The organism is Symbiobacterium turbinis, assembly GCF_055383075.1.
Genome location: NZ_AP042433.1, coordinates 2,715,497 through 2,741,401, shown reverse-complemented (window position 1 = coordinate 2,741,401; position 25,905 = coordinate 2,715,497). Strand labels below are relative to the sequence as shown.

General features: G+C 67.8%; 24 protein-coding genes. 19 read left to right on the top strand and 5 right to left on the bottom strand.

All coding sequences use genetic code 11. The features are described 5' to 3' along the window. Positions 1-2 precede the first annotated feature (2 nt). The 12 genes from hutU to ACZ45O_RS13165 all read left to right on the top strand — a co-directional run bounded on the left by hutU (position 3) and on the right by ACZ45O_RS13165 (position 13,119). Complete coding sequence (gene hutU / locus ACZ45O_RS13220; protein ID WP_464853615.1) at positions 3-1,652, top strand: urocanate hydratase; 1,650 nt, start codon at positions 3-5, stop codon at positions 1,650-1,652. A gap of 32 nt (positions 1,653-1,684) precedes the next feature. After that, positions 1,685-2,584, top strand: a complete 900-nt coding sequence (gene ftcD, locus ACZ45O_RS13215; RefSeq protein WP_464853614.1) for a glutamate formimidoyltransferase — start codon at positions 1,685-1,687, stop codon at positions 2,582-2,584. Positions 2,585-2,625: 41 nt separating this feature from the next. Continuing rightward, positions 2,626-3,903, top strand: coding sequence for an imidazolonepropionase (gene hutI, locus ACZ45O_RS13210; RefSeq protein ID WP_464853612.1), 1,278 nt, complete (start codon positions 2,626-2,628; stop codon positions 3,901-3,903). Between the two features lie 9 nt (positions 3,904-3,912). Further along, entirely contained in the window at positions 3,913-4,560 is a 648-nt protein-coding gene (locus ACZ45O_RS13205; protein ID WP_464853610.1) for a cyclodeaminase/cyclohydrolase family protein, read from the top strand. A gap of 34 nt (positions 4,561-4,594) precedes the next feature. After that, positions 4,595-6,265, top strand: a complete 1,671-nt coding sequence (locus ACZ45O_RS13200; RefSeq protein WP_464853608.1) for a formate--tetrahydrofolate ligase — start codon at positions 4,595-4,597, stop codon at positions 6,263-6,265. Positions 6,266-6,366: 101 nt separating this feature from the next. Then, on the top strand, positions 6,367-7,209 hold the full coding sequence (folP, locus tag ACZ45O_RS13195) for a dihydropteroate synthase (RefSeq protein WP_464853606.1): 843 nt from the start codon (positions 6,367-6,369) through the stop codon (positions 7,207-7,209). An 8-nt stretch (positions 7,210-7,217) separates the two neighbouring features. Beyond that, the gene (folB, locus tag ACZ45O_RS13190) at positions 7,218-7,583 is read left to right on the top strand and encodes a dihydroneopterin aldolase (protein ID WP_464853604.1); all 366 of its coding nucleotides are present in this window, start codon (positions 7,218-7,220) and stop codon (positions 7,581-7,583) included. Next, a complete protein-coding gene (gene folK, locus ACZ45O_RS13185; RefSeq protein ID WP_464853603.1) occupies positions 7,580-8,107 on the top strand; it encodes a 2-amino-4-hydroxy-6-hydroxymethyldihydropteridine diphosphokinase in 528 nt (175 codons plus the stop codon). The genes folB and folK overlap by 4 nt, the downstream gene beginning before the upstream one ends. 58 nt (positions 8,108-8,165) lie before the next feature. After that, a complete protein-coding gene (nadC, locus tag ACZ45O_RS13180; protein WP_464853601.1) occupies positions 8,166-9,035 on the top strand; it encodes a carboxylating nicotinate-nucleotide diphosphorylase in 870 nt (289 codons plus the stop codon). A gap of 300 nt (positions 9,036-9,335) precedes the next feature. After that, complete coding sequence (locus ACZ45O_RS13175; protein ID WP_464853599.1) at positions 9,336-10,130, top strand: type III pantothenate kinase; 795 nt, start codon at positions 9,336-9,338, stop codon at positions 10,128-10,130. A gap of 4 nt (positions 10,131-10,134) precedes the next feature. Then, entirely contained in the window at positions 10,135-10,941 is an 807-nt protein-coding gene (locus tag ACZ45O_RS13170) for a type III pantothenate kinase (RefSeq protein WP_464853597.1), read from the top strand. Positions 10,942-11,025: 84 nt separating this feature from the next. Continuing rightward, the gene (locus ACZ45O_RS13165; protein ID WP_464853595.1) at positions 11,026-13,119 is read left to right on the top strand and encodes a hypothetical protein; all 2,094 of its coding nucleotides are present in this window, start codon (positions 11,026-11,028) and stop codon (positions 13,117-13,119) included. Between the two features lie 62 nt (positions 13,120-13,181). On the opposite strand, the gene ACZ45O_RS13160 is transcribed toward ACZ45O_RS13165, so the two are convergent. Continuing rightward, complete coding sequence (locus ACZ45O_RS13160) at positions 13,182-13,952, bottom strand: molybdenum cofactor biosynthesis protein MoaE (protein WP_464857755.1); 771 nt, start codon at positions 13,950-13,952, stop codon at positions 13,182-13,184. Positions 13,953-14,112: 160 nt separating this feature from the next. On the opposite strand from ACZ45O_RS13160, the gene ACZ45O_RS13155 reads away from it, so the two are divergent. Next, positions 14,113-14,589 (top strand): bifunctional nuclease family protein, encoded by a 477-nt coding sequence (locus tag ACZ45O_RS13155; protein WP_464853593.1) that lies wholly within the window; start codon positions 14,113-14,115, stop codon positions 14,587-14,589. Positions 14,590-14,646: 57 nt separating this feature from the next. After that, positions 14,647-15,822, top strand: coding sequence for a pyridoxal-phosphate-dependent aminotransferase family protein (locus tag ACZ45O_RS13150; protein WP_464857753.1), 1,176 nt, complete (start codon positions 14,647-14,649; stop codon positions 15,820-15,822). Between the two features lie 1,298 nt (positions 15,823-17,120). Here the strand turns inward: ACZ45O_RS13150 and ACZ45O_RS13145 are convergent. Beyond that, complete coding sequence (locus ACZ45O_RS13145) at positions 17,121-17,822, bottom strand: hypothetical protein (protein WP_464853591.1); 702 nt, start codon at positions 17,820-17,822, stop codon at positions 17,121-17,123. 355 nt (positions 17,823-18,177) lie between these two features. Between ACZ45O_RS13145 and ACZ45O_RS13140 the strand changes: the two genes are divergently transcribed. From ACZ45O_RS13140 to sdhB, 3 genes are read left to right on the top strand one after another with little or no spacing between them, the layout of a single operon-like run. Continuing rightward, the gene (locus tag ACZ45O_RS13140; protein WP_464853590.1) at positions 18,178-18,825 is read left to right on the top strand and encodes a succinate dehydrogenase cytochrome b558 subunit; all 648 of its coding nucleotides are present in this window, start codon (positions 18,178-18,180) and stop codon (positions 18,823-18,825) included. A gap of 12 nt (positions 18,826-18,837) precedes the next feature. Further along, on the top strand, positions 18,838-20,616 hold the full coding sequence (gene sdhA / locus ACZ45O_RS13135) for a succinate dehydrogenase flavoprotein subunit (RefSeq protein WP_464853588.1): 1,779 nt from the start codon (positions 18,838-18,840) through the stop codon (positions 20,614-20,616). 15 nt (positions 20,617-20,631) lie between these two features. Beyond that, positions 20,632-21,384: a succinate dehydrogenase iron-sulfur subunit gene (sdhB, locus tag ACZ45O_RS13130; RefSeq protein WP_464853586.1), complete on the top strand. Its 753-nt coding sequence runs from the start codon at positions 20,632-20,634 to the stop codon at positions 21,382-21,384. Positions 21,385-21,495: 111 nt separating this feature from the next. Here sdhB and ACZ45O_RS13125 read toward each other — a convergent pair whose 3' ends face one another. From ACZ45O_RS13125 to ACZ45O_RS13115, 3 genes are all read right to left on the bottom strand, one after another. After that, positions 21,496-22,041, bottom strand: coding sequence for a hypothetical protein (locus ACZ45O_RS13125; protein ID WP_464853585.1), 546 nt, complete (start codon positions 22,039-22,041; stop codon positions 21,496-21,498). 24 nt (positions 22,042-22,065) lie between these two features. Beyond that, complete coding sequence (rodA, locus tag ACZ45O_RS13120; protein ID WP_464853583.1) at positions 22,066-23,169, bottom strand: rod shape-determining protein RodA; 1,104 nt, start codon at positions 23,167-23,169, stop codon at positions 22,066-22,068. Between the two features lie 182 nt (positions 23,170-23,351). Beyond that, complete coding sequence (locus ACZ45O_RS13115; RefSeq protein ID WP_464853581.1) at positions 23,352-23,648, bottom strand: RNA recognition motif domain-containing protein; 297 nt, start codon at positions 23,646-23,648, stop codon at positions 23,352-23,354. Positions 23,649-23,879: 231 nt separating this feature from the next. Between ACZ45O_RS13115 and ACZ45O_RS13110 the strand changes: the two genes are divergently transcribed. Both ACZ45O_RS13110 and ACZ45O_RS13105 read left to right on the top strand, forming a co-directional pair. Then, complete coding sequence (locus tag ACZ45O_RS13110) at positions 23,880-25,409, top strand: N-acyl-D-amino-acid deacylase family protein (RefSeq protein WP_464853580.1); 1,530 nt, start codon at positions 23,880-23,882, stop codon at positions 25,407-25,409. A 26-nt stretch (positions 25,410-25,435) separates the two neighbouring features. Next, positions 25,436-25,855 carry an EVE domain-containing protein gene (locus ACZ45O_RS13105; RefSeq protein WP_464853579.1) on the top strand — a complete coding sequence of 140 codons (420 nt, stop codon included), beginning with the start codon at positions 25,436-25,438 and terminating at the stop codon, positions 25,853-25,855. The last annotated feature ends 50 nt before the right edge of the window (positions 25,856-25,905 follow it).

Here is a 25,905-nt window from a genome sequence, read left to right as displayed (position 1 = left end):
GGATGACCCGGACGGTTCGCGCCCCGCGCGGCACTGCGCTCTCGTGCAAGGGCTGGCAGCAGGAGGCCGCCCTGCGCATGCTCATGAACAACCTGGACCCCGAGGTGGCCGAGCGGCCGGAGGAGCTGGTGGTCTACGGCGGCAGCGGCAGGGCCGCCCGCTCGTGGGAAGCCTTCGACGCCATCGTGAAGGCCCTGCGCACTCTGGAGGACGATGAGACGCTCCTGATTCAGTCCGGCAAGCCGGTGGCAGTTTTCCGCACGCACCGGATGGCCCCGCGCGTGCTTCTCGCCAACTCCAACCTGGTGGGCCGGTGGGCCACCTGGGAGCACTTCTGGGAGCTGGAGCGCAAGGGGCTCATGATGTTCGGGCAGATGACCGCAGGCTCGTGGATCTACATCGGCACGCAGGGCATCCTGCAGGGAACGTATGAGACCTTCGCCGAGGCCGCCCGGCAGCACTTCAGCGGCAGCCTGAAGGGGCGGCTGGCCCTCACCGCGGGCCTGGGCGGCATGGGCGGAGCCCAGCCGCTGGCAGTGACGATGAACGAGGGCGTGGCCATCGTCGTGGAGGTGGACGAGGCCCGCATTCAGCGCCGGCTGGACCACCGCTACCTGGACCGGATGACCCGCAGCCTGGACGAGGCGCTGGCGTGGGCCCGGGACGCCTTGGACAAGGGGGAGCCCCTCTCCATCGGCCTCCTGGGCAACGCCGCGGAGGTCTACCCGGAGCTGGTCCGCCGGGGCGTGGTGCCCGACGTGGTGACGGACCAGACCTCGGCCCACGACCCGCTGAATGGCTACATCCCGGCCGGCCTCACCCTGGAGCAGGCGGCGGAGCTGCGCCGGACGGACCCGGAGGAGTACATCCGCCGGGCGAAGGCCTCCATGGTGCGGCACGTGCAGGCCATGCTGGACCTGCAGAAGGCGGGGGCGGTGGTCTTCGATTACGGCAACAACATCCGGCAGCAGGCGCACGAGGCGGGGCTGGAGGAGGCCTTCGCCTTCCCGGGCTTCGTGCCGGCCTTCATCCGGCCCCTGTTCTGCGAGGGCAAGGGACCCTTCCGCTGGGTGGCGCTCTCGGGCGATCCGGAGGACATCTACAAGACCGACCGGGCGATCATGGAGCTGTTCCCCGAGGACCGGTCCCTGCGCCGGTGGCTGGAGATGGCGCAGAAGAAGGTCCACTTCCAGGGGCTGCCGGCCCGCATCTGCTGGCTCGGCTACGGCGAGCGGGTCAAGGCCGGGCTGAAGTTCAATGAGATGGTGGCGAGCGGCGAGCTGAAGGCCCCGATCGTCATCGGGCGCGACCACCTGGATGCGGGCTCGGTCGCCTCGCCCAACCGGGAGACCGAGGCGATGAAGGACGGCTCCGACGCCGTCGCCGACTGGCCGCTGCTCAACGCGCTGGTGAACACCGCTGCCGGCGCGACCTGGGTCTCCATCCACCACGGCGGCGGTGTGGGCATCGGCTACAGTCAGCACGCGGGGATGGTGGTGGTGGCCGACGGTACGGAAGAGGCGAGGCAGCGGCTGGAGCGGGTGCTGACCACCGACCCGGGCATGGGCGTGGTGCGGCACGTGGACGCCGGCTACGCGAAGGCGCTGCAGGTCGCCCGGGAGCGGGGCATCCGCCTGCCCATGCACGAGTGAGCGGGGAGTCCAGGAGAGGAGGCGGCGGTCCGTTGAATCCGAATGCGCTCGTTCAGTGTGTGCCCAACTTCAGCGAGGGGCGGCGGCCGGAGGTCATCGAGGCCATCTCCGGGGCCATCGCGGCCCAGGGGGTGAAGGTGCTTTCGGTTTCGGCCGACGCCGATCACAACCGCTGTGTGATCACCTTCATCGGGTCGCCGGAGGCGGTGGCGCGGGCCGCCCTCCGGGGGGCCGAGGCGGCCATCCGGCTGATCGACCTGAACCGCCACCAGGGCAGCCACCCGCGCATGGGCGCGGTGGACGTCATCCCGTTCGTGCCCATCTCGGGCTGCACCATGGAGGACTGCGTGGCCCTGGCCCGGCAGGTGGGCGAGGCCCTGGGCAACATGGGGGTGCCCGTCTTCCTGTACGAGGAGGCGGCCACGCGCCCCGAGCGGCGCAATCTGGCCGACGTGCGCCGCGGCGAGTTCGAGGGGCTGCGGGAGCAGATCGGCGTCGACCCGGCGAAAGAGCCGGACTTCGGTCCCGCCAGGATCCACCCCACCGCGGGCTGCACCGCCGTGGGAGCGCGCATGCCGCTCATCGCCTTCAACGTGAATCTCGGCACGTCGGACCTCTCCATCGCCAGGAGGATCGCACGGGCCGTGCGCGGCTCCAGCGGCGGCCTCGTGCACTGCAAGGCCATCGCCGTGCCCCTGGCGGACCGGAACCAGGTGCAGGTGAGCATGAACATGGTCAACTTCAAGGAGACGCCGCTGCACCGGGCGTTCGAGCTGATCCGGCTGGAGGCCGAGCGGTACGGTGTGCCGGTGGTGGGGTCGGAGATAGTTGGGCTGGTGCCCGTCGACGCGCTGGTAGGGGTCGTCCGCCACTACCTGAGGCTGGAGGGCTTCAAGAGCGACCAGGTGCTGGAAAAGCGGCTGATGGAGTGACAGCGACTGCCGCATCGAAAAGCGGCCTGTGGGGTGATGCGATGACGCCGGTGGATCTCTTGATCGTGGGCGCGGCGGAACTGGTGACGATGGCCGGGGGCCCGCGGCGGGGCGACCGCATGCAGGACCCGGGCGCGATTCCCGGGGGCGCCCTGGCGGCCCGGGGCGGACGCATCGTGGCCGTGGGACCCGCAGACGAGGTGCTGGCTGCGGTGGAGACCGGCCCCGACACGCAGGTCATCGACGCCCGGGGGCGGGCGGTCGTCCCGGGCTTCGTCGACCCGCACACGCACCTCTGCTTCGCAGGGGACCGCGCAGAGGAGTTCGCCCTTCGCCTGGGCGGGGCGACTTACCAGGAGCTGGCCGCCCGGGGCGGCGGCATCCTGCAGACCGTGCGGGCGACCCGGGCGGCGAGCCAGGCCGAGCTGGTGGACCTGGGCCTCTCGCGGCTGGACCTGCTGGCCCTGAACGGCACCACCACGGTGGAGGTGAAGTCCGGATACGGCCTCAGCACGGCGGATGAGCTGAAGCAGCTGCGGGCGATCCGCGAGATGGCCCGCCGGCATCCGCTGACCGTCGTGCCCACCTTCATGGGCGCGCACGAGGTGCCGCCGGAGTACCGCAGCCGCAGGGAGGCGTACGTCGACCTGCTGGTGGGGGAGATGCTGCCCGCGGTGGCCGCGGAGCCGGGCCTGGCGCGGTACGCGGACGTCTTCACCGAACACGGGGTCTTCTCGGTGGAGGAGTCCCGGCGCATTCTGCAGCGGGCGAAGGAGCTGGGGTTCGGCGTGAAGGTGCACGCCGACGAGCTCTCGGATCTGGGCGGGGCCGCGCTTGCGGCCGAACTCGGCGCCGCCAGCGCCGAGCACCTGCTGCACACCCCCGACGAGGGGCTGGCCCGTCTGGCGGAGGCGGGCACGGTGGCGGTCTGCCTGCCGGGCACGTCGTTCTGCCTGATGAACGCGCCGTATGCCCGGGCGCGGCGCATGATCGAGCTGGGCTGCACGGTGGCCCTGGCCAGCGACTTCAACCCGGGCTCCTGCCCGGCCTACGCCATGCCCTTCGTCATCACGCTCGCCTGCATGTACATGGGGCTGAATCCCAGCGAGGCCCTTGCGGCGGCGACCATCAACGCCGCGGCCGCGATCGGCATGGAAGCCGAGGTGGGATCGCTGGAGGTGGGCAAACTGGCTGACGTGGTGATCCTGTCGTGCCCCAGCCACTGGCACATCCCTTACCACATGGGCATGGGCGTGGTGGCGCAGGTTGTGAAGCAGGGGCGGCTCATCGTCGACGAGGGAAGGGTAATCAGGAGGTAGTGGCAAAGCATGCGCACGGGTGAACAGACGATCGCGGCGTTCTGCGAGCAGGTGGCGGCGTCGACGCCGGCCCCCGGCGGGGGTGCGGTGGCCGCCGTGGCCGGGGCCATGGGTGCGAGCCTGGTCTCGATGGTGGGGGGCCTGACCCGGGGGCGGGAGAAGTTCCAGGAGGTTGAGGCGGACATGGCCGCCGCGCAGGAGGCCGGCCGGCGGGAGGCCGAAGCGCTCCTTGACCTGGCGGACCAGGACCAGGCGGCGTTCAGCCAGGTGATGGCCGCGTTCGCCCTGCCCAGGGGCACCCCGGAGGAGAAGGCGGAGCGCCGGAAGGCGGTGCAGGCAGCCTACCGCGAGGCGACCCGCACGCCGCTGGAGACGATGGCGCACTGCCTCGCGGTGATGCGGCACGCGCTGGCGGTGGTGGCCAAGGGCAACCCCAATGCCGTCAGCGATGGGTGCGTGGGCTTCCTGGTGGCCTCGGCCGGCTTCGAGGGGGCCCTCTGGAACGTGGCGATCAACCTCGACGGCATCAAGGACGAAGCCTTCAGGCACGAGACGATTGCCAAGGTGGAGCGCATGCGTGAGGAACGGGAGGAGGTGCTGCAGGCGTTTCACGCCCTCACGCCGAATCCGGTGGTTCGGTTCCTGAAGCAGCAGTAGGCCAACGGAGTGAGCAGCGGAGGAGGAACGGACCTTGCTCTCCGACATCGCAATTGCACAGCGTGCACGGCTTGAACCGATCACGAAGGTTGCGGAACAAATCGGACTGGGCCCGGATGACCTGGAACTGTACGGACGCTACAAGGCCAAGGTGGCCTCGCACGTGTGGCCGCGCGTGAGGTCGAACCCCGACGGCAAGCTGATTCTGGTCACCGCCATCAGCCCCACCCCGGCCGGCGAGGGCAAGACCACGGTGACGGTGGGCCTGGGCCAGGCGATGGCCCGCATTGGCAAGCGGGCGGCAATTGCGCTGCGCGAGCCCTCGCTGGGCCCGGCATTCGGCGTGAAGGGCGGCGCAGCCGGGGGCGGCTATGCGCAGGTCGTGCCCATGGACGAGGTCAACCTGCACTTCACCGGCGACTTCCACGCCGTCACGTCGGCCAACAACCTGCTGTCGGCGATGATCGACAATCACCTGCACCAGGGGAACGCGCTGGGGCTGGATCCCCGGCAGGTCACGTTCAAGCGGGTCATGGACATGAACGACCGGGCGCTGCGTTCGGTGGTCGTGGGCCTGGGGGGCAAGAACGGCGGCGTCCCGCGCCAGGAGGAGTTCATGATCACCCCGGCGTCCGAGGTGATGGCCACGCTCTGCCTGGCGGAGGACCTCTCTGACCTGAAGCGGCGCTGCGGCGAGATCATCGTCGGGTATACCTACGACGGCGCCCCTGTGCGGGCGCGCGACCTGAAGGCGGAGGGGGCCATGGCGACCCTGCTGCGGGAGGCCATCAAGCCCAACCTGGTGCAGACCCTGGAGAACACCCCGGCTTTCGTGCACGGCGGGCCTTTCGCGAACATCGCCCACGGCTGCAACACCGTCACGGCCACCCGCCTGGCCCTGAAGCTGGCCGACTACGTCATCACGGAGGCCGGGTTCGGCGCGGACCTGGGGGCGGAGAAGTTCATCGACATCAAGTGCCGGCTGTCGGGGCTGCGGCCGGACGCCGTGGTGATCGTGGCCACCATCCGCTCGCTGAAGATGCACGGCGGACTGAAGAAGGACGAGCTGAGCCGCGAGGACCTGGAGGCCCTGCGGAAGGGCAGCAGCAACCTCATGCGCCATCTCCGCAACGTGACCGAGGTGTTCGGCCTGCCCGCAGTGGTCGCGATCAACCGCTTCGCCGCCGACACCGAGGCCGAGATCCGCCTTCTGCGCGAGCTGGTGGAGGAGGCCGGCGCCACGGCGGTGGTGGCGGACGTACACGCCCGCGGGGGCGAGGGCGGCATCGAGCTGGCGCACCGGGTGGTAGAGCTGGCCCAGGAGCCGAACCGCTTCAGCTTCGTCTACGAGGACGACGACAGCCTGAAGACCAAGATCGAGAAGGTCGCTACCCGCATCTACGGCGCCGACGGCGTGGACTTCAGCCGGGAGGCCAGCCGCATGCTGCGGAAGCTGGAGAAGGAGGGCTTCGGCCGGGCGCCGGTCTGCATCGCCAAGACCCAGTACTCCTTCACCGACGACCCGAAGAAGCTGGGGGCGCCCACGGGCTGGCGGCTGACCGTGCGCGAGGTGCGCCCCAGCGCCGGCGCGGGCTTCGTGGTGGCCCTGACCGGCGAGATCATGACCATGCCGGGGCTCCCCGCCGTGCCCGCGGCAGAGGGGATCGACGTCCACGAGGACGGGGAGATCGTCGGGCTGTTCTAGTGGGATAAACGGCTGTTTGCTCCCGCTTGCAGGGAGAAGCGGAGGCCGGGGCGAATCACTCCCCGGCCTCCGCGCAGTTTAAGGACGAGGTGACGTGAGCCATGTGGCGGATTTCTTACAGGGGCCGCTCGCTGGAGTTGGGAAAGCGCTCCTTCATCATGGGCATTCTGAACGTGACGCCGGATTCGTTCTCTGACGGCGGCCGCTGGGTGGATCCGGAGCAGGCTGTCGCCCGCGCCCTGCAGATGCTGCAGGAGGGAGCGGACATCATCGACGTCGGCGGCGAGTCGACCCGGCCGGGCCACCAGCCGGTGGCGGCTGAGGAGGAGATGCGCCGGGTCGTGCCGGTGATCGAGGCCCTGCGCAAGGCGGCGCCGGATGCCTTCATCTCGGTGGACACCCAGAAGGCCGCGGTCGCGGAGGCGGCCCTGGAGGCGGGGGCCGACATGCTCAACGATATCTGGGGGCTTCAGGGCGATCCGGAGATGGTGCGGGTTGCAGCCCGCTGGCAGTGCCCCGTGGTGGTGATGCACAACCAGAACGGCACCGCGTACCGGGATCTGATGGGCGACATCGCGGCGTTCTTCCGCCGGTCGCTGGAGCTGGCCGCCGGGGCAGGGCTGCCCGAGGAGCTGATCATCCTCGACCCCGGCGTGGGCTTCGGCAAAACGACGCTGCACAACCTGGAGGTCATCCAGAAGCTGGGCGAGCTGCGAGGGCTGAACCGGCCGTTGCTTCTGGGGGTCAGCCGCAAGTCGACCATCGGGAAGGTGCTGGGCGGGCTGCCGCCGGAGGATCGGCTGGAGGGCACCGCGGCGGCGGTGGCGATTTGCATTGCGAACGGAGCAGATATCCTGCGGGTGCACGACGTGCGCGCGATGAAGCGGGTGGCGCAGGTGGCCGACGCCATCGTGCGGCCGGGCCGCGGCGGCTTTGAGGGGTGAGGGCGGACGTGGATCGAATCGTCATTACGGGCATGCGCTTCTACGCATACCACGGTGTGCTGCCCGAGGAGACGCGCCTGGGGCAGGAGTTCCTTGTGGACGCTGAGCTATGCCTGGACCTGCGGGGCGCCGGCAGGGACGACGACATCAGGCAGACGGTGAACTACGGGAAGGTCTACCGCACGGTGAAGGCGATCGTGGAAGGCAGCACCTTCAAGCTGATTGAGGCCGTGGCCGAGCGGGTGGCCGCCGAGGTGCTGGCCCAGTACCCGAACGTAGAGGCCGTGACCATACGTGTGCATAAGCCAAGGGCGCCGATTCCCGGCGCCCTGGGCGGCGTGATGGTGGAGATTCAGCGGAGGCGGGAAGCGTGACCCTTGCCTATCTTTCGCTCGGAGCGAATATCGGCGATCCGGCTGCGCAGCTGGTGTCGGCCCTGCGCCGTCTGGCCTCCGGACCGGGCACCCGGCTGGTGGCGGTGAGCGGCCTTTACCGGACCGCTCCGCAGGGGCTCACGGACCAGCCGGACTTTCTGAACTGCGCTGCCTGCGTCGAGACGGAGCTGGACCCGTACGGACTGCTGGCGCTCACGCAGTCCATCGAGAGCGCCCTGGGGCGGGTGCGCACGGTGCGCTGGGGGCCGCGCACCATCGACATCGATATCCTGCTGCACGGCGATGCGCGGCTGGATGACCCCCGTCTGACCCTGCCCCACCCGCGCATGCACGAGCGCGCCTTCGTGCTCGCGCCGCTGCTGGAGGTCTGGCGCACGGAAGAGGAGCCGGCATGGATCGGGCGCGGCTGGCTGCAGGCGAGGCTCACCGGTCTCTCTGATCAGCCGGTGGTCAGGGTGCGGGACAGTGCCTCTTTGCTGAAACAGGTTCAGGGGGTAGAATAGAACAAATGGGCAAGACAAGCCGGCGCAGCCGGAAAGTGAAGGCGAGGAGGTCTGCTGAATGAGCCTGAACCCAATTGCCGTCGAGGAATTGGTGCGTAGGGCCCTCATGGAGGACGTGGGTCCCGGCGACCTGACCACGTCTGCCGTCGTGCCGGCAGATGCCAGGTGTACGGCCACCATCGTCGCAGGGGCGGACGGCATTGTGTGCGGACACCCTGTGGCCCGGGCGGCGTTCCTGGCGCTTGACCCGACCCTGGTTTACGAGCCCCTGGCGCCCGAGGGGAGCGAGATCGCGGCCGGTGCGGCCGTGGCTTCCATTTCGGGGATGGCCCGGCCGATTCTCTCGGCCGAGCGCGTGGCGCTCAACCTGATGCAGAAGATGAGCGGCATCGCGACGGCGACCCGGCGCCTGGCCGATGCGATCAAGTACTACCACGCCCGGCTGGTGGCAGGCTGGCAGACCACCCCCGGTCTGCGCCTGATCGAGCAGTACGCCGTGCGGATCGGCGGGGGGCAGAATCAGCCCCACGGGCTGGGCGATGCCATCCTGATCCGGGCCGGCCACCTGGTGCTGGCGGGCGGCGTGCGGGAGGCGGTGGTCGCCGCCCGGAAGAGCGCCCCGCCGACGACCCGCGTGGCGGTGGAGGTGTCGACGCTGGAGCAGGTGCAGGAGGGGCTGGATGCCGGCGCGGACATCCTCGCACTCGGCAGCGTGGAGCCCGAGACCCTCAAGCGGGCTGTGGAGCTGGCCGACGGCAAGGCGGTGGTGGAGGCCTGCGGTTCCAGCGACGCCGCCCACCTGATCGAGATCGCGAAGACGGGCGTTGACATCATCAGCGTCTGCCACCTTGCGCATTCGGCGAAGGCCCTGCCTCTCAGTCTGTCAATTGGCGACCACAGCGCTTGGAAGAAGAAACCTGAAGATTGACTGGTCACGGGGACTGAAGATCGATTATACTTAAGGCACAGGAAGGGACCGAACCCCCAGGCGGGACGGCGGCGGGCCTTACCCGCAAGAACGGAGAACGGGCCGCCAGGGGGCGGAGGGGACTTCCGAGTCTCTCCCCGTGGAGGTGCTGGGGTTATCGACTCCGAACTGCATAGCGGTTGGCATGCGGCCCGGGTCGTTGACCCGGGCCGCAAACAGTCATGTTATAATCGTCCATGAGTTTTTGTGGAGCCGGACCCGCGCAGATGGCGGGCCGGCTACCGGGGAGGTCGCACACGGGTGCTGTTGGCCTTAGACGTGGGCAACACCTTCATGGTGGCGGGCGTGTTCCAGGAGCAGAAGCTGGTGGCGGAGTGGACCGTGGCCACCGACCCGCGCAGAACGCTCGACGAGTATGGGCTGCTGTTCACACAGCTGATGGCGCGCGTCGGGTTTTCACCCGACCAGATCAAGGCGGCCGCCATCTCGTCGTCGGTTCCGCCGCTGATCCCCACCCTGGAGTGGATGTGCCAGAAGTACTTCAGCCTGAAGCCGCTGGTGGTCGGGCCGGGCGTCCGCACCGGCATGATGATCCGGTACGATAACCCGCGCGAGGTGGGGGCGGACCGGATTGTGGGCGCGGTGGCCGCCTTCGAGCAGTACGGCGGTCCGCTGATCGTGGTGGACTTCGGCACCGCGATCATCCTCGACGCCATCTCCGCCCGGGGAGAGTACCTGGGCGGTGTGATCGCGCCCGGGATCGTGGTCTCGGCGGACGCGCTGTTCCAGTTTGCCGCCAAGCTGCCCCGGGTGGAACTGGTGCGCCCGCACGGGGCCCTGGCCCGGAACACGATTCACGCCATGCAGTCGGGCATCATCTTCGGTTTTGCCAGCCTGGTGGACGAGCTGGTGGCGCGCATGGCCGCGGAGCTGGATCCGCAGGGGCAGGGGTGCAAGGTCGTCGCGACGGGCGAACAGGCCGAGCTCCTCATCGACGAGTGTGAGAGCATCCAGCACTACGACCCGTTCCTCACGCTGACCGGACTGCGCATCATCTACGAACGGCACCAAGCCCACGCCCGGGGAGGAAGGTAGCGCCATGCTGTTGGCCGTGGACATCGGGAACACGAACATCACCGCAGGGCTCTTCCTGGAGGACGAGTTGATCACCACGTGGCGGATGGCCGCCAACCGCTCGGCGACCTGGGACGAATACGGGCTGCGCCTGATCCATCTGCTGGAGCGGGACGGCCACACGCCGGGGGATATCACCTGCGCGGCAATGGCCTCGGTGGTGCCGCCCCTCAACCCGATCCTGAGCCGGGCGGTGGAACGGTACCTGAAGGTGGAGCTGAAGGAGCTGTCCAGCGACCTCCGGAGCCTGCCGGCCATCCGGTACGACAACCCCTCTGCCCTGGGCACCGACCGGTTGGTCAACGCTGTGGCGGGCTGGGAGATTTACGGGCGCCCTCAGGGGCGGCCGGTCATCGTCGTGGACTTCGGCACCGCCACCAAACTGGAGTGCGTCAGCGCGGCGGGCGAGTACCTGGGCGGGGTGATCGCGCCCGGCATACGCACGGCCGCCGAGGCGCTGACGCGCCGCACGGCCCTGCTGCAGCGGGTGGAGATTCAGCGGCCGAAGTCGGTGATCGGCCGGAACGTGGTCGCCAGCATGCAGTCGGGCATACTGTTCGGGTTTGCCGGCCTGGCCGACGGCCTGGTGCGCCGCCTGTCCCGGGAGCTCGCGCCCGGGGGGCCCGATCCCGTGGTGGTGGCGACGGGGGGCCTGGCCGCCATGGTGGCGGCGGAGAGCCGGACCATCCAGCTGGTCGACCCGCACCTGACCCTGCAGGGGATTCGGCGGATGTATGAACTGAATTGGCCGGAAGCAGCGGCGGAGGCGTAGGGCACCTGGGAAGGAAAGGGCCCGCGTTCGGGCGAAACAGTGGCGTAGCGGTACACAACGCAATCCAGTCATCGGAGGTACCCCATGTCCAGTTTGCGAACGCGGGCGGCCTGCGTGCTCGCCGCCCTGATGCTCATTCTGACCGGCTGCGCGAAGGAGGCGCCGCCGCAGGAGGAAGTTCCCACGCTTGAACAGCTTCGCCACCGCACGGCGGCGGCGTTTGACGGCACCGCATCCAGCGCGCAGCGCCGCACAGCCGGGGAGAACGCGGTGCGCACGCTGCTGGGCCTGCTGGAACGCCCGGAGTCCTTCCAGATCAGCGACGAGGAGTGGGCGGCCTCCCCGCGGCCCGGCGTGGAGGCAATGGTGCGCCATACGGACCTGGGCGCGGGGATTCACCTGTACGCGCTGTCGCTGCCCGGGCGGACCCTCGTGGATGAGATCGACCGGATCGCGGTTCAGGTGCGGTCCGGCAGTTCAGCGCGCGCCTTTGAGCTCTCGCCGCTGCCTGCGGGCCGGCTGGCCGCCGCGCATCTGTACGACGTGCCCGGTACGCGGCAGATCACCCTCGTCTTGCAGGAAGGCGAGCGCAGCGGCTACATCGCGCATTTTGCCGGCCCCGCCGGGGGGCCCTTTGAGCTTGTGGCCGACGCCTTTGCGGGAATGGAGGGGACTTACGGCCCGGTAAGGCTCGCCGCCGCGGACGGCGCCCTGCAGGCCACGGTGGAGCGGGGACAGTGGGAGCCGGTCTTCGATCCGGAGGACGGTTCGCTTCACCTGGCGCCGGAGGTCTTCCTGAAGTGGGACGGCGGTTTTTCGCTGGTGGATGAGTCGCGCTTCGACGCGTTTGCGCTCCTGGACATCGCCGCCGACCCGCTCCGGCGATGCCGGCGCGAGGGCGACTGCCCCGAGGCGGTGACGGCCCTGGTGAGCCACTCGCGCCAGCAGGCGGCGGAGGCCGCCTGGGAGCTGGCGAAGGCGAAGCTTACCCGGGAGCTGGAGGACGGCTGGTCCGACAGCTTCACGGCCCGCCTCCCGGCAGGCTCGCGCACACTCTCGGATGAGGGGCGCGGGCTGTCGGTGAACCTGCTGACCGTGCCCGCGCCGGGCGAGTACCTGAAGGGGCGTTATTACAACCTGGTCCAGTTCCGGGCCGGCGGCGGTGTGCCCATGACCCGGGCGCTCGCCCTTCCCGGCACGGTGGAGTCGGTGCGGGCCATGGCGCACCGGGGCAATCCCGCGATGCTGCTGGTGGTGGACGAGTCGGCCGGCCAGGAGGAGAGCGAAACGGCCAGCCGCGGCATCTACCTGCTCCGGCTGGACGCGGGGAACGACTGGCGGTACGCGGCTGACTGGCTGGGCTACGTGACCCGAGCCCCGTACTGGAACATCGCAGAGGTGGCGTCCGACGGGATCACGATTTCCTGGGAGACGGAGTCGCACCCGCAGTTTGCCGTCCTGCTGGAGGACGGCGAGGAGCCGCGGGTAGCGGTGTGTCAGGGCCCCGGCCGGTGCCACCACCTGACCTGGGTCGACGGCCGGCTGCACTCGCTGCCGCTGCTCACCCACTACGTGGGCGAGCTCACGCGCCCGCACGCCGAGGAGGACCTGGTGTGGGCCGCGAGCCAGATGGCCGAGTTCCTCGCGCAGGTCGATCCTGCGGCCCTGCCTGGCGCGCGGCTCAGCGAGCTGGTGGACCCCGACGGCTCCCTGGGGATCCGCGTCTTCGACGTGGGCGAGAACACGAAGGTGGTCGGCCTGCCGCCCAGCCCGAACGGCATGCACATGGCCTTGATTCACGCCCCCGGGCAGGCTGAGTTGGTGAAGACCTATAACGGCGTGGTCACCCAGTGGGAAGGCGCGCAGATCGTTCAGGCGGGGCAGGAGAAGCGGCTCCTGCTGCTGGGCCGTTCTGACCGGACGGCCGTGCTGATCGCCTACCGCCAGGAGGGCGGCCGGTGGGTGCCGGCAGACGCGCTGGAGGAGGAGATCAACCGCAACATGCTGCTCTCGCTGCGGGTGATGCACACGCCGGGCGCGGAGCGGCCGGCCCGCGGCATCATCGTGCTGGGCGACCGCGGCCTCACCGCCTCGCTCACCGGCGGGGGCGCCAGTTTCTGCGAGGGCGGGCTCCTCTGCATCCACTTCCGCCACGACGGCGGGTGGACCCTGCGATAGCGAAAACAGCCTGCACCACGCTGTGCAGGCTGTTTTCTGTGTGCGCCCGGCATGGGCGGCCATCAATCATCCTTTTCCTCGCCGCGCATCCAGTCAGGGCCCACCTGGCTGCCGACCCAGGCCTCGCCATCCTCCCAGACCTCTTTCTTCCAGATCGGGACGATCTGCTTCAGCCGCTCGATGGCGTGCCGGCAGGCCTCGAAGGCGTCGGCCCGGTGGGGGGTGGCCACGGCGATGACCACGCTGGCCTCGCCGATCTCCAGCTTGCCCACCCTGTGCACGATCGCGACCCGGGCGCCGGGCCAGCGTTCGGCGATCTCCTGACCAATCTGCTCCATTTGCGCCACGGCCATTTCGGCGTAGGCCTCGTACTCCAGGTGGACAGTGCGCCGGCCCCGGGTCCATTCCCGCACCGTGCCGACGAAGACCAGGGTCGCGCCCGAATACGGGTTGGTCACCCGGGCGGCGACCTCATCGGCCGAAAGGGGCGCCGCGGTGACTTCGAAGAGCGGCTGCCCGCCGGCTTCTGCACCGTCGACTTCTGCGCTGTTGGCTTCTGCGCTGTTGGCTTCTGCACTGTCGGCTTCCGCACCGCTGGTTTCGGCGCCGCCGCTGACCGGGGGGATGAGCGCCACCTCGTCGCCGTCGGCCAGCACCCGGTCCTCCGAGACATACTCACGGTTGACGGCCACGGAGAGAACCGGGGTGAGGCGGGAGAGGTTCGGATACTGCTGCGAAAGGATCTCCAGGAGCTGCGCGGCGGTCCGTCCGGCCCAGTCGCCTTCCAGGGTGCGCCGGCCCACGGCATCGGCCGCTGCCGCGAAGAGTTTCACCGTTATCAACCTGGGAACCCTCCCCGGGAACGCTGTTATTTGCCTACAGTATAGACCAGCGGCGGAGAGCCCGTCCACCCGGTCTCCACCTGGAGGACCCGCGGCTTTCCACCGGGCACCGGGTGGCGTATACTTAAACTTGGGAAGGGGGGCACTCCATATGGTTGGCGTGGACCTCATGAGTGTGGCAATGATCGAGCATACGGCAACCGTGGTTCTGGTGCTGCGTGCGGCGGCCTTGAAGCGACTGCTGGTCATGGAAGTGGGTCTGCTGGAGGGCCGGGCCATCGCACTGGAAGCTGAAGGGATCAGGACGCCCCGCCCGCTGACCCATGAACTGACCCTCCAGGTGATGGAGGCCCTGGGAGCAACGCTGACCCGTGTGGTGATCTGCGATTACCGCGACCGGACGTTTTATGCCAACCTCGAGCTGCGCACGGCCGACGGCCGGGAGTTGACGATCGACAGCCGCCCCAGCGACGCGCTCGCCCTGGCGCTCCGGCTGAAAGTGCCGATCATGGCGGAGGAGAAAGTGCTGGAGGAGGCCGGGCTCGACGAGAAAGAATTGGCAGAGCGAGAGGCGCGTTTGCAGTTGGCAGAGAATGATGATGAGGGAAGCGAACCCGTCCTGCACTAGCAGGGCGGAACTTCTTTGAACGAGGCATCTGCCAAGGAGGGAACTGGAGTGCAGCGTATGCTCGGAGAGTTGAACCCGCCTGAGCGACTCCTGATGGGACCCGGACCTTCCAACGTCGACCCGCGGATCCTGCGGGCGATGGCCACGCCGGTCATCGGTCACCTGGATCCCGCTTTCCTGGAGATCATGGATGAGACCATGGGGTGGCTGCGTGAGGTCTACCAGACGCAGAATCACCACACGGTGCCCATCTCGGCCACGGGTTCGGCCGGCATCGAGACGATGATGGTCAACCTGCTGGAGCCGGGGGATGACGTGGTCGTCGGCATCATCGGCTACTTCGGCCAGCGGATGGCCGAGGTGGCCTCACGGACGGGGGCCAACGTGCGGGTGATTGAGGCGCCCCTGGGCGAGGCGATCCCCCCGGAGCGGTTTGAGGAGGAGCTGCGGCGCAAGCCGGCCAAGCTTGTGGCCCTGGTGCACGCGGAGACCTCGACCGGCGCGGAGCAGGAGATCGCGCCGGTGGCCGAGATCGCGCACCGCTACGGCGCGCTCATCGCCATCGACTGCGTGACCTCGCTGGGCGGCATGCCGGTGAAGATCGACGAATGGGGCGTGGACGCGGCGGCCTCCTGCTCGCAGAAGTGCCTGGGCGCTCCTCCCGGACTCTCGCCGGTCACCTTCAGCCCCCGGGCGGTGGAGTTCGTGACCAGCCGCAAGACCAAGTGTCAGTCGTGGTACCTGGACCTGAGTCTGCTCTTCGCCTACTGGGGCGACGGCAAGGCTAACACCCGGGTGTTCCACCACACCGGCCCGATCACGATGATCTACGCCATGCGGGAGGCCCTGCGGATCGTACTGGAGGAGGGGCTGGAGGCCCGCTTCGCCCGGCACCGCAAGGCGCACGAGGCGTTCGTCGCCGGCCTGGAGGCGATGGGGCTCACGCTCTTCACCAAGGGCAAGCGGCTGCCGATGCTGAACGTGATCAACATCCCGGAGGGGATCGACGACCTGGCGATCCGCCGCCGGCTGCTGGAGCAGAACATCGAGATCTCCGGCGGCTTCGGCCCCCTGGCCGGCAGGGTGTGGCGCGTGGGGCTGATGGGTGTGAACGCCAACCCGGCGCCGGTGATCACGTTGCTGAGCGCCCTGGAGACGGCCCTGGCGGAGCAGGGATACCGGTGCGAGCGGGGAGCGGCGGTCGCGGCTGCCCGCGAGGTGTACAAGCGGTAATCTTGGGATGGTTCTTCAGGCGGCTCTCCGGCTGTGCCGGGGAGCCGCTTTTTTGGGCCGTGAGTGGTGGGGGGTTGGGCTGTGGCGGTCTGGTTGCCCTGGGGGTTTTGGGCACTGTGCAGTTTGTGAAGTCCGGGGGGCATGCGGGGTACAGGGGCCGCGGGTCTGGGAGAGCTTGTGGGACAAGGACTTGAGGAAAGTGCACATTCGTTCCGGTGGAGGCGGCGCCGGGCGCGGGGCTGGGTTGGAAAGGCAGCCGGGCGCCGTGGAGGGGCTGTCGGCGGGCGGAGGGAAGAGGCGATGCAGCCGGGCGCCGTTGGATCGAGGGAGGCTCCAGCGGCGTGGTTGCTCTGTGCGTTGGAAACAATGTGCACTTTCGTGAAGTCCGGGTGGCATGCGGGGTACAGCGCCCAGGGGTCTGTGAGCGCTTGTGGGACAAGGACTTGGGGAAAGTGCACCTTCGTTCCAGTGGAGGCAGCGCGGGGGGCCGGGATGGTTGCCGGGCTAGGGTGGCGTTGCGGAAAAGCAGCAGATGGATCTGGGGAGGCTCGGCGGTCTTGTTGCCTTGGGGGTTGGTAACAATGTGCACTTTCGTGAAGTCCGGGTGGCATGCGGGGTACAAGGGCCGCGGGTCTGGGAGGGCTTGTGGGACAAGGACTTGAGGAAAGTACACATTCGTTCCAGCGGAGGCAGCGCCAAGGAGGAGGTGGTGAAAGAGGCATGTGGCAACACGGTCGGGTGGTCGGTGGCCGCAGGTCGAGTCTGCACCGAGCGGCGGTGGGGAGAGAGCTCCGTGCAAACGGCGGATGCGCCGGCGGCCAGTCGAACGTGCAGGGTGAGAGTGTCGGTTGGCTTGCTGGTGGGCCATGGCAAGAAAGTGCACTTTCCTGTAGGCCGAGTGCGGGAAGGGCCCAGAGAGTGAGTCCCTGAAAACCCTTGCGGCACAACGCCTGTCGGAAAGTGCACTTTCGTTCGCGTGGGAATCCCGCGGGTCGGCTCACAGTCAACCCTGCAACGGGCGGCGGGAAGGCGGCGCCGAACGTTGGCCCGGCGCCGGACGCTGGGCTGGACGGCGGCGGGACTCCGGGACGGGGGTGAATGGCGAGCAGGGGCTGGAGGCGGCGGGACTGTGGAACGGGGTTGAATGGCAGACAGGGGCTGGACGGCGGCGGGACTCCGGGACGGAGTTGAATGGCGGGCTAACGCAGGACGTTGGGCCAGCGCTGGAACAGGGGATGGCCGGAGCCAAGCTCACGCCAGCGTCGGGCCCCCGTTTGCGCACATCAGCTCACATAAGCTCACATCAACTCGATCTGCAGCGGCCGCCGCAGCCGCAAGGCCTCCTGGGTGGCGGCGGTGAGGGCGTGGAGGACGTCCCGGAAGACCTCTGCCGCGGGGGTGAACGTGAACCGGGCCTCCGCCACGTCGGGTCGGCCGGCGACGAAGGCCTGGTGCCAGCGGGTGACCGGTGGCAGGGGCGGCAGCTCGGGCAGGATTACGGGCGCGCCGGAGCCGCCCATTTCCGGGGTTCTGAGCCCCTGAACGCCGTCAACCGTGAACTGCAGCGCGGCGAAGAAGCAGGCAAACCAGCCGCGCTCCAGTCCCGGAACGGAGCGGAATCCGACGGGGGGCGGGAACTGGCGGAGCGCGATCCGAATGCCCCGGGGTGTGAGGCTGACCAGGGCGTTTTCGGAATGGGCGACTGTCGTCTCCTCCTGCCCGCCAAAGAATGCGCCCAGGGCGGCGCCTGAGGCCGAGCGGAAGGCAAGCGTGGGCACCTGCTGCTCGGCGATCTGACGGCCGATGCGCTCGGTTTCGTCCAGCAGCACCCCGGCCCGCACTGGCTGGAGCTGCATCGCGTCCACCGCGCCCAGCCGCATGAACAGGGGAAACGCCTCGGCGCCGATGAACTCCACGGCCTCCTGCAGCCTGGTCAAGTGCGTGAGGGGAATCAGGTGTTCCGTCCCGCCTGAAACGAAAAAGCGCAGTTTGTCGAACAAGCAATTCCCTCCCCTATTGAAAGCACAACAGTCCAAAATAAGGGTCATGAATACCGGATGCATCAACCTGAGGCGTCCGTCGAGTTCGGTCGGGCGACAGGATCAGCCTGGCGCAAGCCTTGTGCCGAATTGAACAAAATGTCACTCGTTGCATAAGCGTCGCTTATGACCGTGATTGCTGCCAGCAATAGCCTTTCAGAACGTTGACAGTACTTTGTACGTAGGACTACAATGATTTCCGTCTACAGGTTACGGCACTTTCGGACTACAACCTGTGGTGCGAAGGGGTATGGTCCAGTATGGATTGGACGGGGGTTTCTGACAAGAGCAAGTGGGGGAAGGAGCGTACCAGGGTATGCGAGAGTTCGTGAGACGCAACCATTTCTTGCTTCGGCGGCTTCACTCGCTGGCCGGTGTTGTGCCCGTGGGCCTCTTCCTGGTGTTCCACCTATTCGAGAACTCCAGGGCCATACAGGGGCCCGAGGCCTACAACCAGGTCGTGCTGTCGATCAACTCGCTGCCGTTCATCCTGCTGATTGAGATCTTTGGCATTTTCCTGCCGCTTTACTTCCATGCCATTTACGGCATCTGGATCGCAGCCGACGCGCGGCACAACGTTTCGCAGTACAGCTATGGCCGGAACTGGGCGTTCCTGTGGCAGCGCATCACCGGCATCATAACCCTATTCTTCGTTACGTACCACATCTGGCACTTCCGGGTCCAGAAGGCCCTGGGCAAGTACGATGTGGGTACCGCCATGCCCGGTCTGCCCGACTACTTCACCGTGGCCGAGGCCTTCGCGAGCCCGCTCGCGAAGGTGGTCTATGGCATTGGCATTGTGGCCGCGGCATACCACTTCGCCAACGGCCTCTACACCTTCCTCATCACGTGGGGAATTACCATCGGCCCCCGCAGCCAGCGGGTCTCCAGCCTGGTCACGAATCTGCTGTTCGTGCTCGTCTCGGCAATGGGCCTCACCGCCCTGTTCGCATTCCGCATGTAGGAGGGAACGGTTGTGCGCAATCTGATTGTCGTTGGCGGCGGTCTGGCTGGACTCATGGCGGTCATCAAGGCTGCTGAGGCCGGGTTCCACGTCGATCTGATCTCCCTGGTCCCCGTCAAGCGTTCCCACTCCGTGTGCGCGCAGGGGGGCATCAACGGCGCCGTCAACACCAAGGGTGAGGGCGACTCCCCGTGGATTCACTTCGACGACACCATCTACGGCGGCGACTTCCTGGCCGACCAGCCGCCGGTCAAGGCGATGTGTGAGGCTGCGCCCGGCATCATCTACCTCTTCGACCGGATGGGCGTGCCCTTCAACCGCACGCCGGAAGGGCTGATCGACTTCCGTCGCTTCGGCGGCACCCTGTACCACCGCACGGCGTTCTCCGGCGGCTCCACCGGGCAGCAGCTGCTCTATGCCCTGGACGAGCAGGTGCGCCGCCACGAGGTGGAAGGCCGGGTCACCAAGTGGGAGGGCTGGGACTTCACCGGCCTGGTGCTGCACGAGGGCCGGGTGGTCGGCTGTACGGCCCAGAACCTGACCACCATGGAGTTCCGGGCCTTCAAGTCGGACGCGGTCATCATGGCCACGGGCGGCATCGGCATGATCTTCGGCAAGTCCACCAACTCGGTGATCAACACGGGTTCCGCCCAGGCGATTGTCTACCAGCAGGGCGCCTGGTACGCCAACGGCGAGATGATCCAGGTGCATCCCACCGCCATCCCCGGCGACGACAAGCTGCGGCTCATGTCGGAGTCGATCCGCGGCGAGGGCGGCCGCGTCTGGACGTACAAGGACGGCAAGCCGTGGTACTTCCTCGAGGAGAAGTACCCGAAGTACGGCAACCTGGTGCCGCGCGACATTGCCACCCGCGAGATCTTCGACGTCTGCGTCAACCAGAAACTCGGCGTCGACGGCAAGAACATGGTCTACCTGGATGTGAGCCACATCCCGGCTGAGACCCTGCGCCGGCGCATCGGCAACCTGATCGACATGTACAAGAAGTTCGTCGGCGATGACGCGACCAAGGTGCCGATGAAGATCTTCCCCGGCGTCCACTACACCATGGGCGGCCTGTGGGCGGGCTACGAGAAGAAGGCCAACAACGACATGGACCTCGACAGCCCGAAGAGCTTCATGACCAACATCCCCGGGCTCTACGCCGCCGGTGAGGCCTCGTTCCAGCACCACGGCGCCAACCGGCTCGGGGCCAACTCCCTGGTCTCCTGCGTCTTCGACGGCATGGTGACCGGCCCTGCGGCCGTGAAGTACATCCTCGGCCTGGACGCCACCCCGGCCGAGGAGCTGCCCGACTCCATCTTCGAGGCGGCGGTGCGGGAGGCCGAGGCCCAGTATCAGCGCATCCTGCGCATGGACGGTCCCGAGAACCCCTATGTGCTGGCCGACGAGTTGGGCCAGATCATGACCGACAACGTGACGGTGGTGCGCTATAACGCCCGGCTGGAGGAGACGCTGGCGAAGATCAACGAATTCAAGGAGCGCTACGAGCGAATCGGCGTGCCCGACACCGGCAGCCACTCCAACCAGCCGGCTGTGTTCACCCGGTGGCTCCACGGCATGCTCGTCTTGGCGGAAGTCATCACCAAGGGCGCCCTGGCCCGGAACGAGTCCCGCGGGGCGCACTACAAGCCCGAGTTTCCCGAACGCGACGATGAGAACTGGCTGAAGACCACCATCGCGCGCCACACCGACTCCGGGCCCGAGCTGAGCTACCGGCCGGTGGACGTGACGCACATTCAGCCCCGCAAGCGGGACTACACATCGAAGTAAGGGGGTACGGGAACCGTGGCCGATCAGAAGTTCATCGAACTGCGCATCAGGCGTCAGGAGGCACCCGACAAGCCCTTCTACTGGGAGGAGTTCCGCATCCCGTACCGTCCCGGTATGAACGTTATCGCCTGCCTGATGGAGATTCAGCGGAACCCGGTCAACGCCGAGGGCAAGCGCACCACGCCGGTGGTCTGGGATTCCAACTGCCTGGAGGAGGTCTGCGGCGCCTGCTCCATGGTGATCAACGGCAAGGCCCGGCAGGCCTGCTCCGCGCTGGTCGACAATCTGACGCAGCCGATCACCGTCGAGCCGCTGAAGTCGTTCCCCCTGGTGCGGGACCTCATGGTGGACCGCCAGCGCATGTTCGACGCCCTGAAGCGGGTACGCGCCTGGATTCCCATCGACGGCACGCACGAGCTCGGGCCGGGGCCGCGCCAGTCGCCTGCCGACCAGGAGTGGATGTATAAGCTCTCGGAGTGCATGACCTGCGGCTGCTGCATGGAGGCGTGCCCGAACTACAACGAAGGGACCGATTTCATTGGCCCCGCGCCGATCTCGCAGGCCCGCCTCTTCAACGCCCACCCCACAGGCAAGATGCACGCGCACGAGCGGCTGGAGGCCCTGATGGGCCCGGGCGGCGTGATGGAGTGCGGCAGCGCCCAGAACTGCGTGCGGGCCTGCCCGAAGGGCATCCCGCTCACCACGTCGATCGCCGACATTCAGCGGCAGGTCACGGTGTACTCGTTCAAGAAGATGTTCGGGCAATAAGGCGCCTGTCCGAAGGCGCCTGCCCGAAGAAGCAGGCGTGCGGAGCAAGAAGGTCAGGGAGCCAGGAAGAAGCGGGTTCGCCGGCCCACGGTGAGGCGGCGAACCCGCTTCTTACTGCGCCATGAGCGTGCTCCAGTTCAGGTAGAGCAACGGAAGGTTCCACGGCAGCGTGGCAGTGAGCACGAGGGCCAGGGCACGGGCCCGGGAGAGGCCCGAGATGCGGTGCACCCCTGCCGTCTGCGCCCCGATGCGCCAGAGGAGGAACGGGAGCGAGGCCCAGAGCACCAGCATGTCCCGCTGCGTGAGGTAGGGGACGAAGGTCACGATGTCCTCGACCAGGAACAGCACCCAGATGAGCCCCGTGTATTTCATCGCTTCCTGAACCTGAATGTGCCAGCCGAAAAACCGGCTGCTCCAGAACAGGAGCGCTACCTGGACGGCGAAGAGCATCAGCATCAGGTTGAGCAGGTTGAAGAGGAGCGCCCCGGCCGGCACCGACGGCACGGCTGACCGGATGGCCGGGTGGTAGATCAGCATCACTGCTTCAATCGTGAAGACCGAGAGCAGAATCCAGATGTACGCGTAGCGCATCTGTGTCTGCGCCTGCGCAAAGGTCTCGGCCGGTCGCAGCAGCATGCCGCGAATCCAGTCAGGCAAGGCCAAAGCCAACCCTCTCCTTCATCAGTCATACGGCAGCGGCTCCCGCCGGGCTGCCACGCTCTGGACCAGGCCGATGGCAGCCATGTTCGCCAACAGGGCGGTGGGGCCATAGCTGACGAAGGGCAGCGGGATGCCGGTGACCGGCATCAGCCCCATGGTCATGCCGACGTTCTCCAGCACGTGGGCGCCGAACAGGGCGGCCACGCCGACGACGAGCAGGGTGCCGTACCGGTCGTTGGCCGAAAACGCGATGATGGCCAGCCGCAGGAACAGGAGCGCGTACAGGCCCAGCAGCACGGTGCCGCCGACAAAGCCCCACTCCTCAACCAGCGCGGCGAAGACGAAGTCGGTGTGGGGGAAGGGAAGCCAGCCGTTCTGCTGGTACTCCCCCTGCTTGTACCCCTTGCCCCAGATGTCGCCGCTGGCGATGGCCATCTTGGACTGGAGCACCTGCCACCCGGACCCCTGGGGATCCTTCTCCGGGTACAGGAAGGCGTCGATGCGGTCCCACTGCCCCGGGTTGATGTTCAGCGGAAAGACGGTGCCATAGGTGTAGTGGCTCCAGACGGAGCCGACCACCAGCCCGGCCACCAGCACGCCCGCGGCCAGGAGCTTCCTGCCGGGAAAACCGCGCCCGTAGACCATGACGACGCCGATCACGGCGAACACCAGGGCAGTGCCCAGGTCCTTCTGCAGGACCACCGCGCCCAGCACGGGAAGCACGTGCAGGATCGGAGGACCCAGATGCCACCAGGCCTCCAGCCGCTCCATGCTGTCGAGCTGCTTCGCCAGGGTGATGATCAGGAGCACCTTGCCGAGTTCCGACGGCTGGACCATGATCACGCCAAGGTCTATCCAGTTCTTGTTGCCCATGACCTCGACGCCGAAGAGGACAACGGCGAACAGCATGGCCACGTTGAAGCCGTAGATCCACCAGTAGAGGGCGCGCAGCTCGTTGTAGTCCAGCAACAGCAGGATGGCCCAGGCGAAGATGCCCATGACGAGCGCGGCCGCCTGCTTGATGAGATCCGCCTTGACCTCGTAGCTCGGCGCGGCGCTGGAGATCACGACGAAGCCGATCCCGGCGATGGCGAGGACGATGATGAAGAGCGGCCAATCGATCATTCTCCAGAAGCGGCCGTGCCAGTACAGTGCGAACACCCCCTACAGCGGTATACCATTCGGTTGGACCGGGTCAATCCCCTCTTGGTTTCTTCTTGCCGCCGGTGAACAAAATGGGAGGGGCGGCAAGGCCCCCCAGCCCAAAAAAAGTGCCACCCGCAGGTGGCACGGTTATTGACGAGTAGTTACGGCTGTACCTTCTTCGGCGTCGGCAGGCCAATGTTGCCCCGACCGCCGTCCCGGGGCCGCGCCTCGTTGACGGTAAGCGGGCGACCCGCCCATTCTGCGCCGTTCAGGGCCTCGATAACCAGCTGAGCTGCCTCATCGGGCACCTCAACAAACCCGAACCCGCGACTGCGACCGGTCTCGCGATCTGTGACGATGCGAGCGGAGATGACCTCGCAATATTGCGACACGGCGTTGTGCAGGTCGTCGCTGGTGGCGGCCCACGGCAGGTTACCGAAATAAAGGGTCTTGGCCATCTGCTCTCGTACTCCCGTCTCTGTGAATTTATCGCAGCCGCTGCCCCCGGGGCAGCGTCGCGATGCTTTATTCAGTTTACACGTAGGGCTGGTCGGCGTGCAAGAGGGTTTGACCACGGTGCACCCTTTGGGTAAAGTAAAATCACCCAAGTGGGAGGGAGAGCCGTGGTGCCGAGGCTGGTCGCTGCGCTTCTTGGACTTATGCTCCTCGTCAGTTGTTCCGCACCTCCGGTGAACCCCGGCGCGGGGCCGGGCGATGGCGGCAGCATCGGCGCCCAGCCGCCCGGCGGCGGGGCGGATGACCCGCCGGCGGTGGAGGTCACCCCCACAGTATATGAACTGGTGATCGCGGGCGGCACCCTGGTCGACGGCACCGGCGCGCCCGGATACCGCGGCGATGTGGCCATAGATGGCGACCGCATCGTCGCCGTGGGCGACATCGGCCCCTGGGAAGCGAACCGGGTCATCGACGCGGCGGGCCTGGTGGTCGCGCCCGGCTTCATCAATCCCCACTCGCACACCCACGACGACCTGCTGAACCCGTTCATCGAGCGGGACGCCAGGGCCTCCCTGATGCAGGGCATCACCACCGAGTTCGGCGGGGTGGACGGCCGCTCGCCGGTCGATATTGGCGGGTTCCTCTCGCAGCTGGAAGCGGAGGGGACGGGCGTAAACTACGGCACGTTCCTGGGGCAGGGTTCTGTGCGGGGCTACGTGATGGGGTGGGCGCAGGGGCCGGCCAGCGAAGCGCAGCTGGACGACATGAAGCGGCTCGTGCGCCAGGGCATGGAGGACGGGGCCTTCGGCCTCTCCACCGGGCTGGAGTACCAGCCGGGGTCCTTCGCCGCAACGGATGAGGTGGCGGCGCTGGTCGCCGAAACCGCGCCGTTCGGCGGCATCTACTCCACCCACGTGCGCAGCGAGGGCGACGCCGTGGTGGAGGCGATCCGGGAGGCCCTGGAGATCGGCCGGCTGGCAGGCGTTCCCGTCAACCTTTCCCACCTGAAAATCGTGCACTACTGGAACTGGGAGAAGGAGGACGAGGTTGTCAGGCTGATCGAGGAGGCCCGCGCGTCCGGCCAGCGGGTGTTCGCCGACGTCTATCCCTACCGGGCGCCGGACTACGCGGTGAACAGGCCGCTCTCGGAGTGGGCCGGCGCCCTGCCGCCGGAGCACCTGCTGATTGTTGACGGCGTGCCGGAGGAACTGCAGGGCCTCACGGTGGCCGAGGCGGCAGCCAGGCTGGGCCTGCCGGAGGCCGAGGCGACCCGGGGGTTTCAGGCACGTTTCCCCTCCACGCGGATTGTGGCCCTGGTTTCCAGCGAGCGCGCGATGCACCGGTTCTATGCGGCTGACTGGTCTGTGGTCTCCACCGACGGTGAGGCCCAGCCCAAACTGGCCACGGCGGAGGAGGCGCGTGGTTATGCCTTTCACCGCCGCTCGTACGGTACGTACCCGCAGTTGTTCGAGGAGCTGGTACGCGCCCGCAAGGTGCTGACCCTGGAGCAGGCGGTGCGCAAGTCCACCGGCCAGGTGGCGGACGAACTGGGCCTTACGAGCCGGGGGTACCTGAAGCCCGGACAGTATGCCGACATCGTTGTGTTTGATCCGGATGCCATCGCCGACCGGACGACCTGGCTGAGCCCGCAGGAGTACCCGGAAGGCATCCATTACGTGCTGGTCAACGGCCATGTGGTCGTCGAGGAAGGCGAGTGGATCGGGGGGCGCCACGGGCGGATCATCCGGCGGGGTGAAGAATGAAGGCAGGTCGAGAGGAGGCTGTGGGGATGGCTTACTGGCTGATGAAGACCGAACCCGAAGTGTACAGCTATGACGACCTGGTGCGGGAGAAGCGCGATTACTGGGACGGGGTGCGCAACGCGGCGGCGGCCAAGCACATGCGGGCGATGCGGCCCGGCGACCTGTTCCTGTTCTACCACACCGGCAACCAGCGCGCGATCGTGGGCGTCGGGCGCATCGTCAGCGAGCCCTACCGCGACCCGACGGCCGAGGAGGACCGCTGGGTCGCGGTGGATGTCGAGCCCCTCTACCGGTTCCGGGCGCCGGTGACCCTGGCGGCCGTCAAGGCGGACCCCCGCTTTGCCGACTGGGCCCTGGTGCGCCAGTCGCGCCTCTCGGTGATGCCCGTGACGCCGGAGCAGTGGGCGTGGCTGCACGAGATGGGAGAGACCGAGCCGCAGCAGTAGCGACCGGCGCGTGCAACCGGGAGAGGGCTGTGCCCCACTCCCGGTTCTCG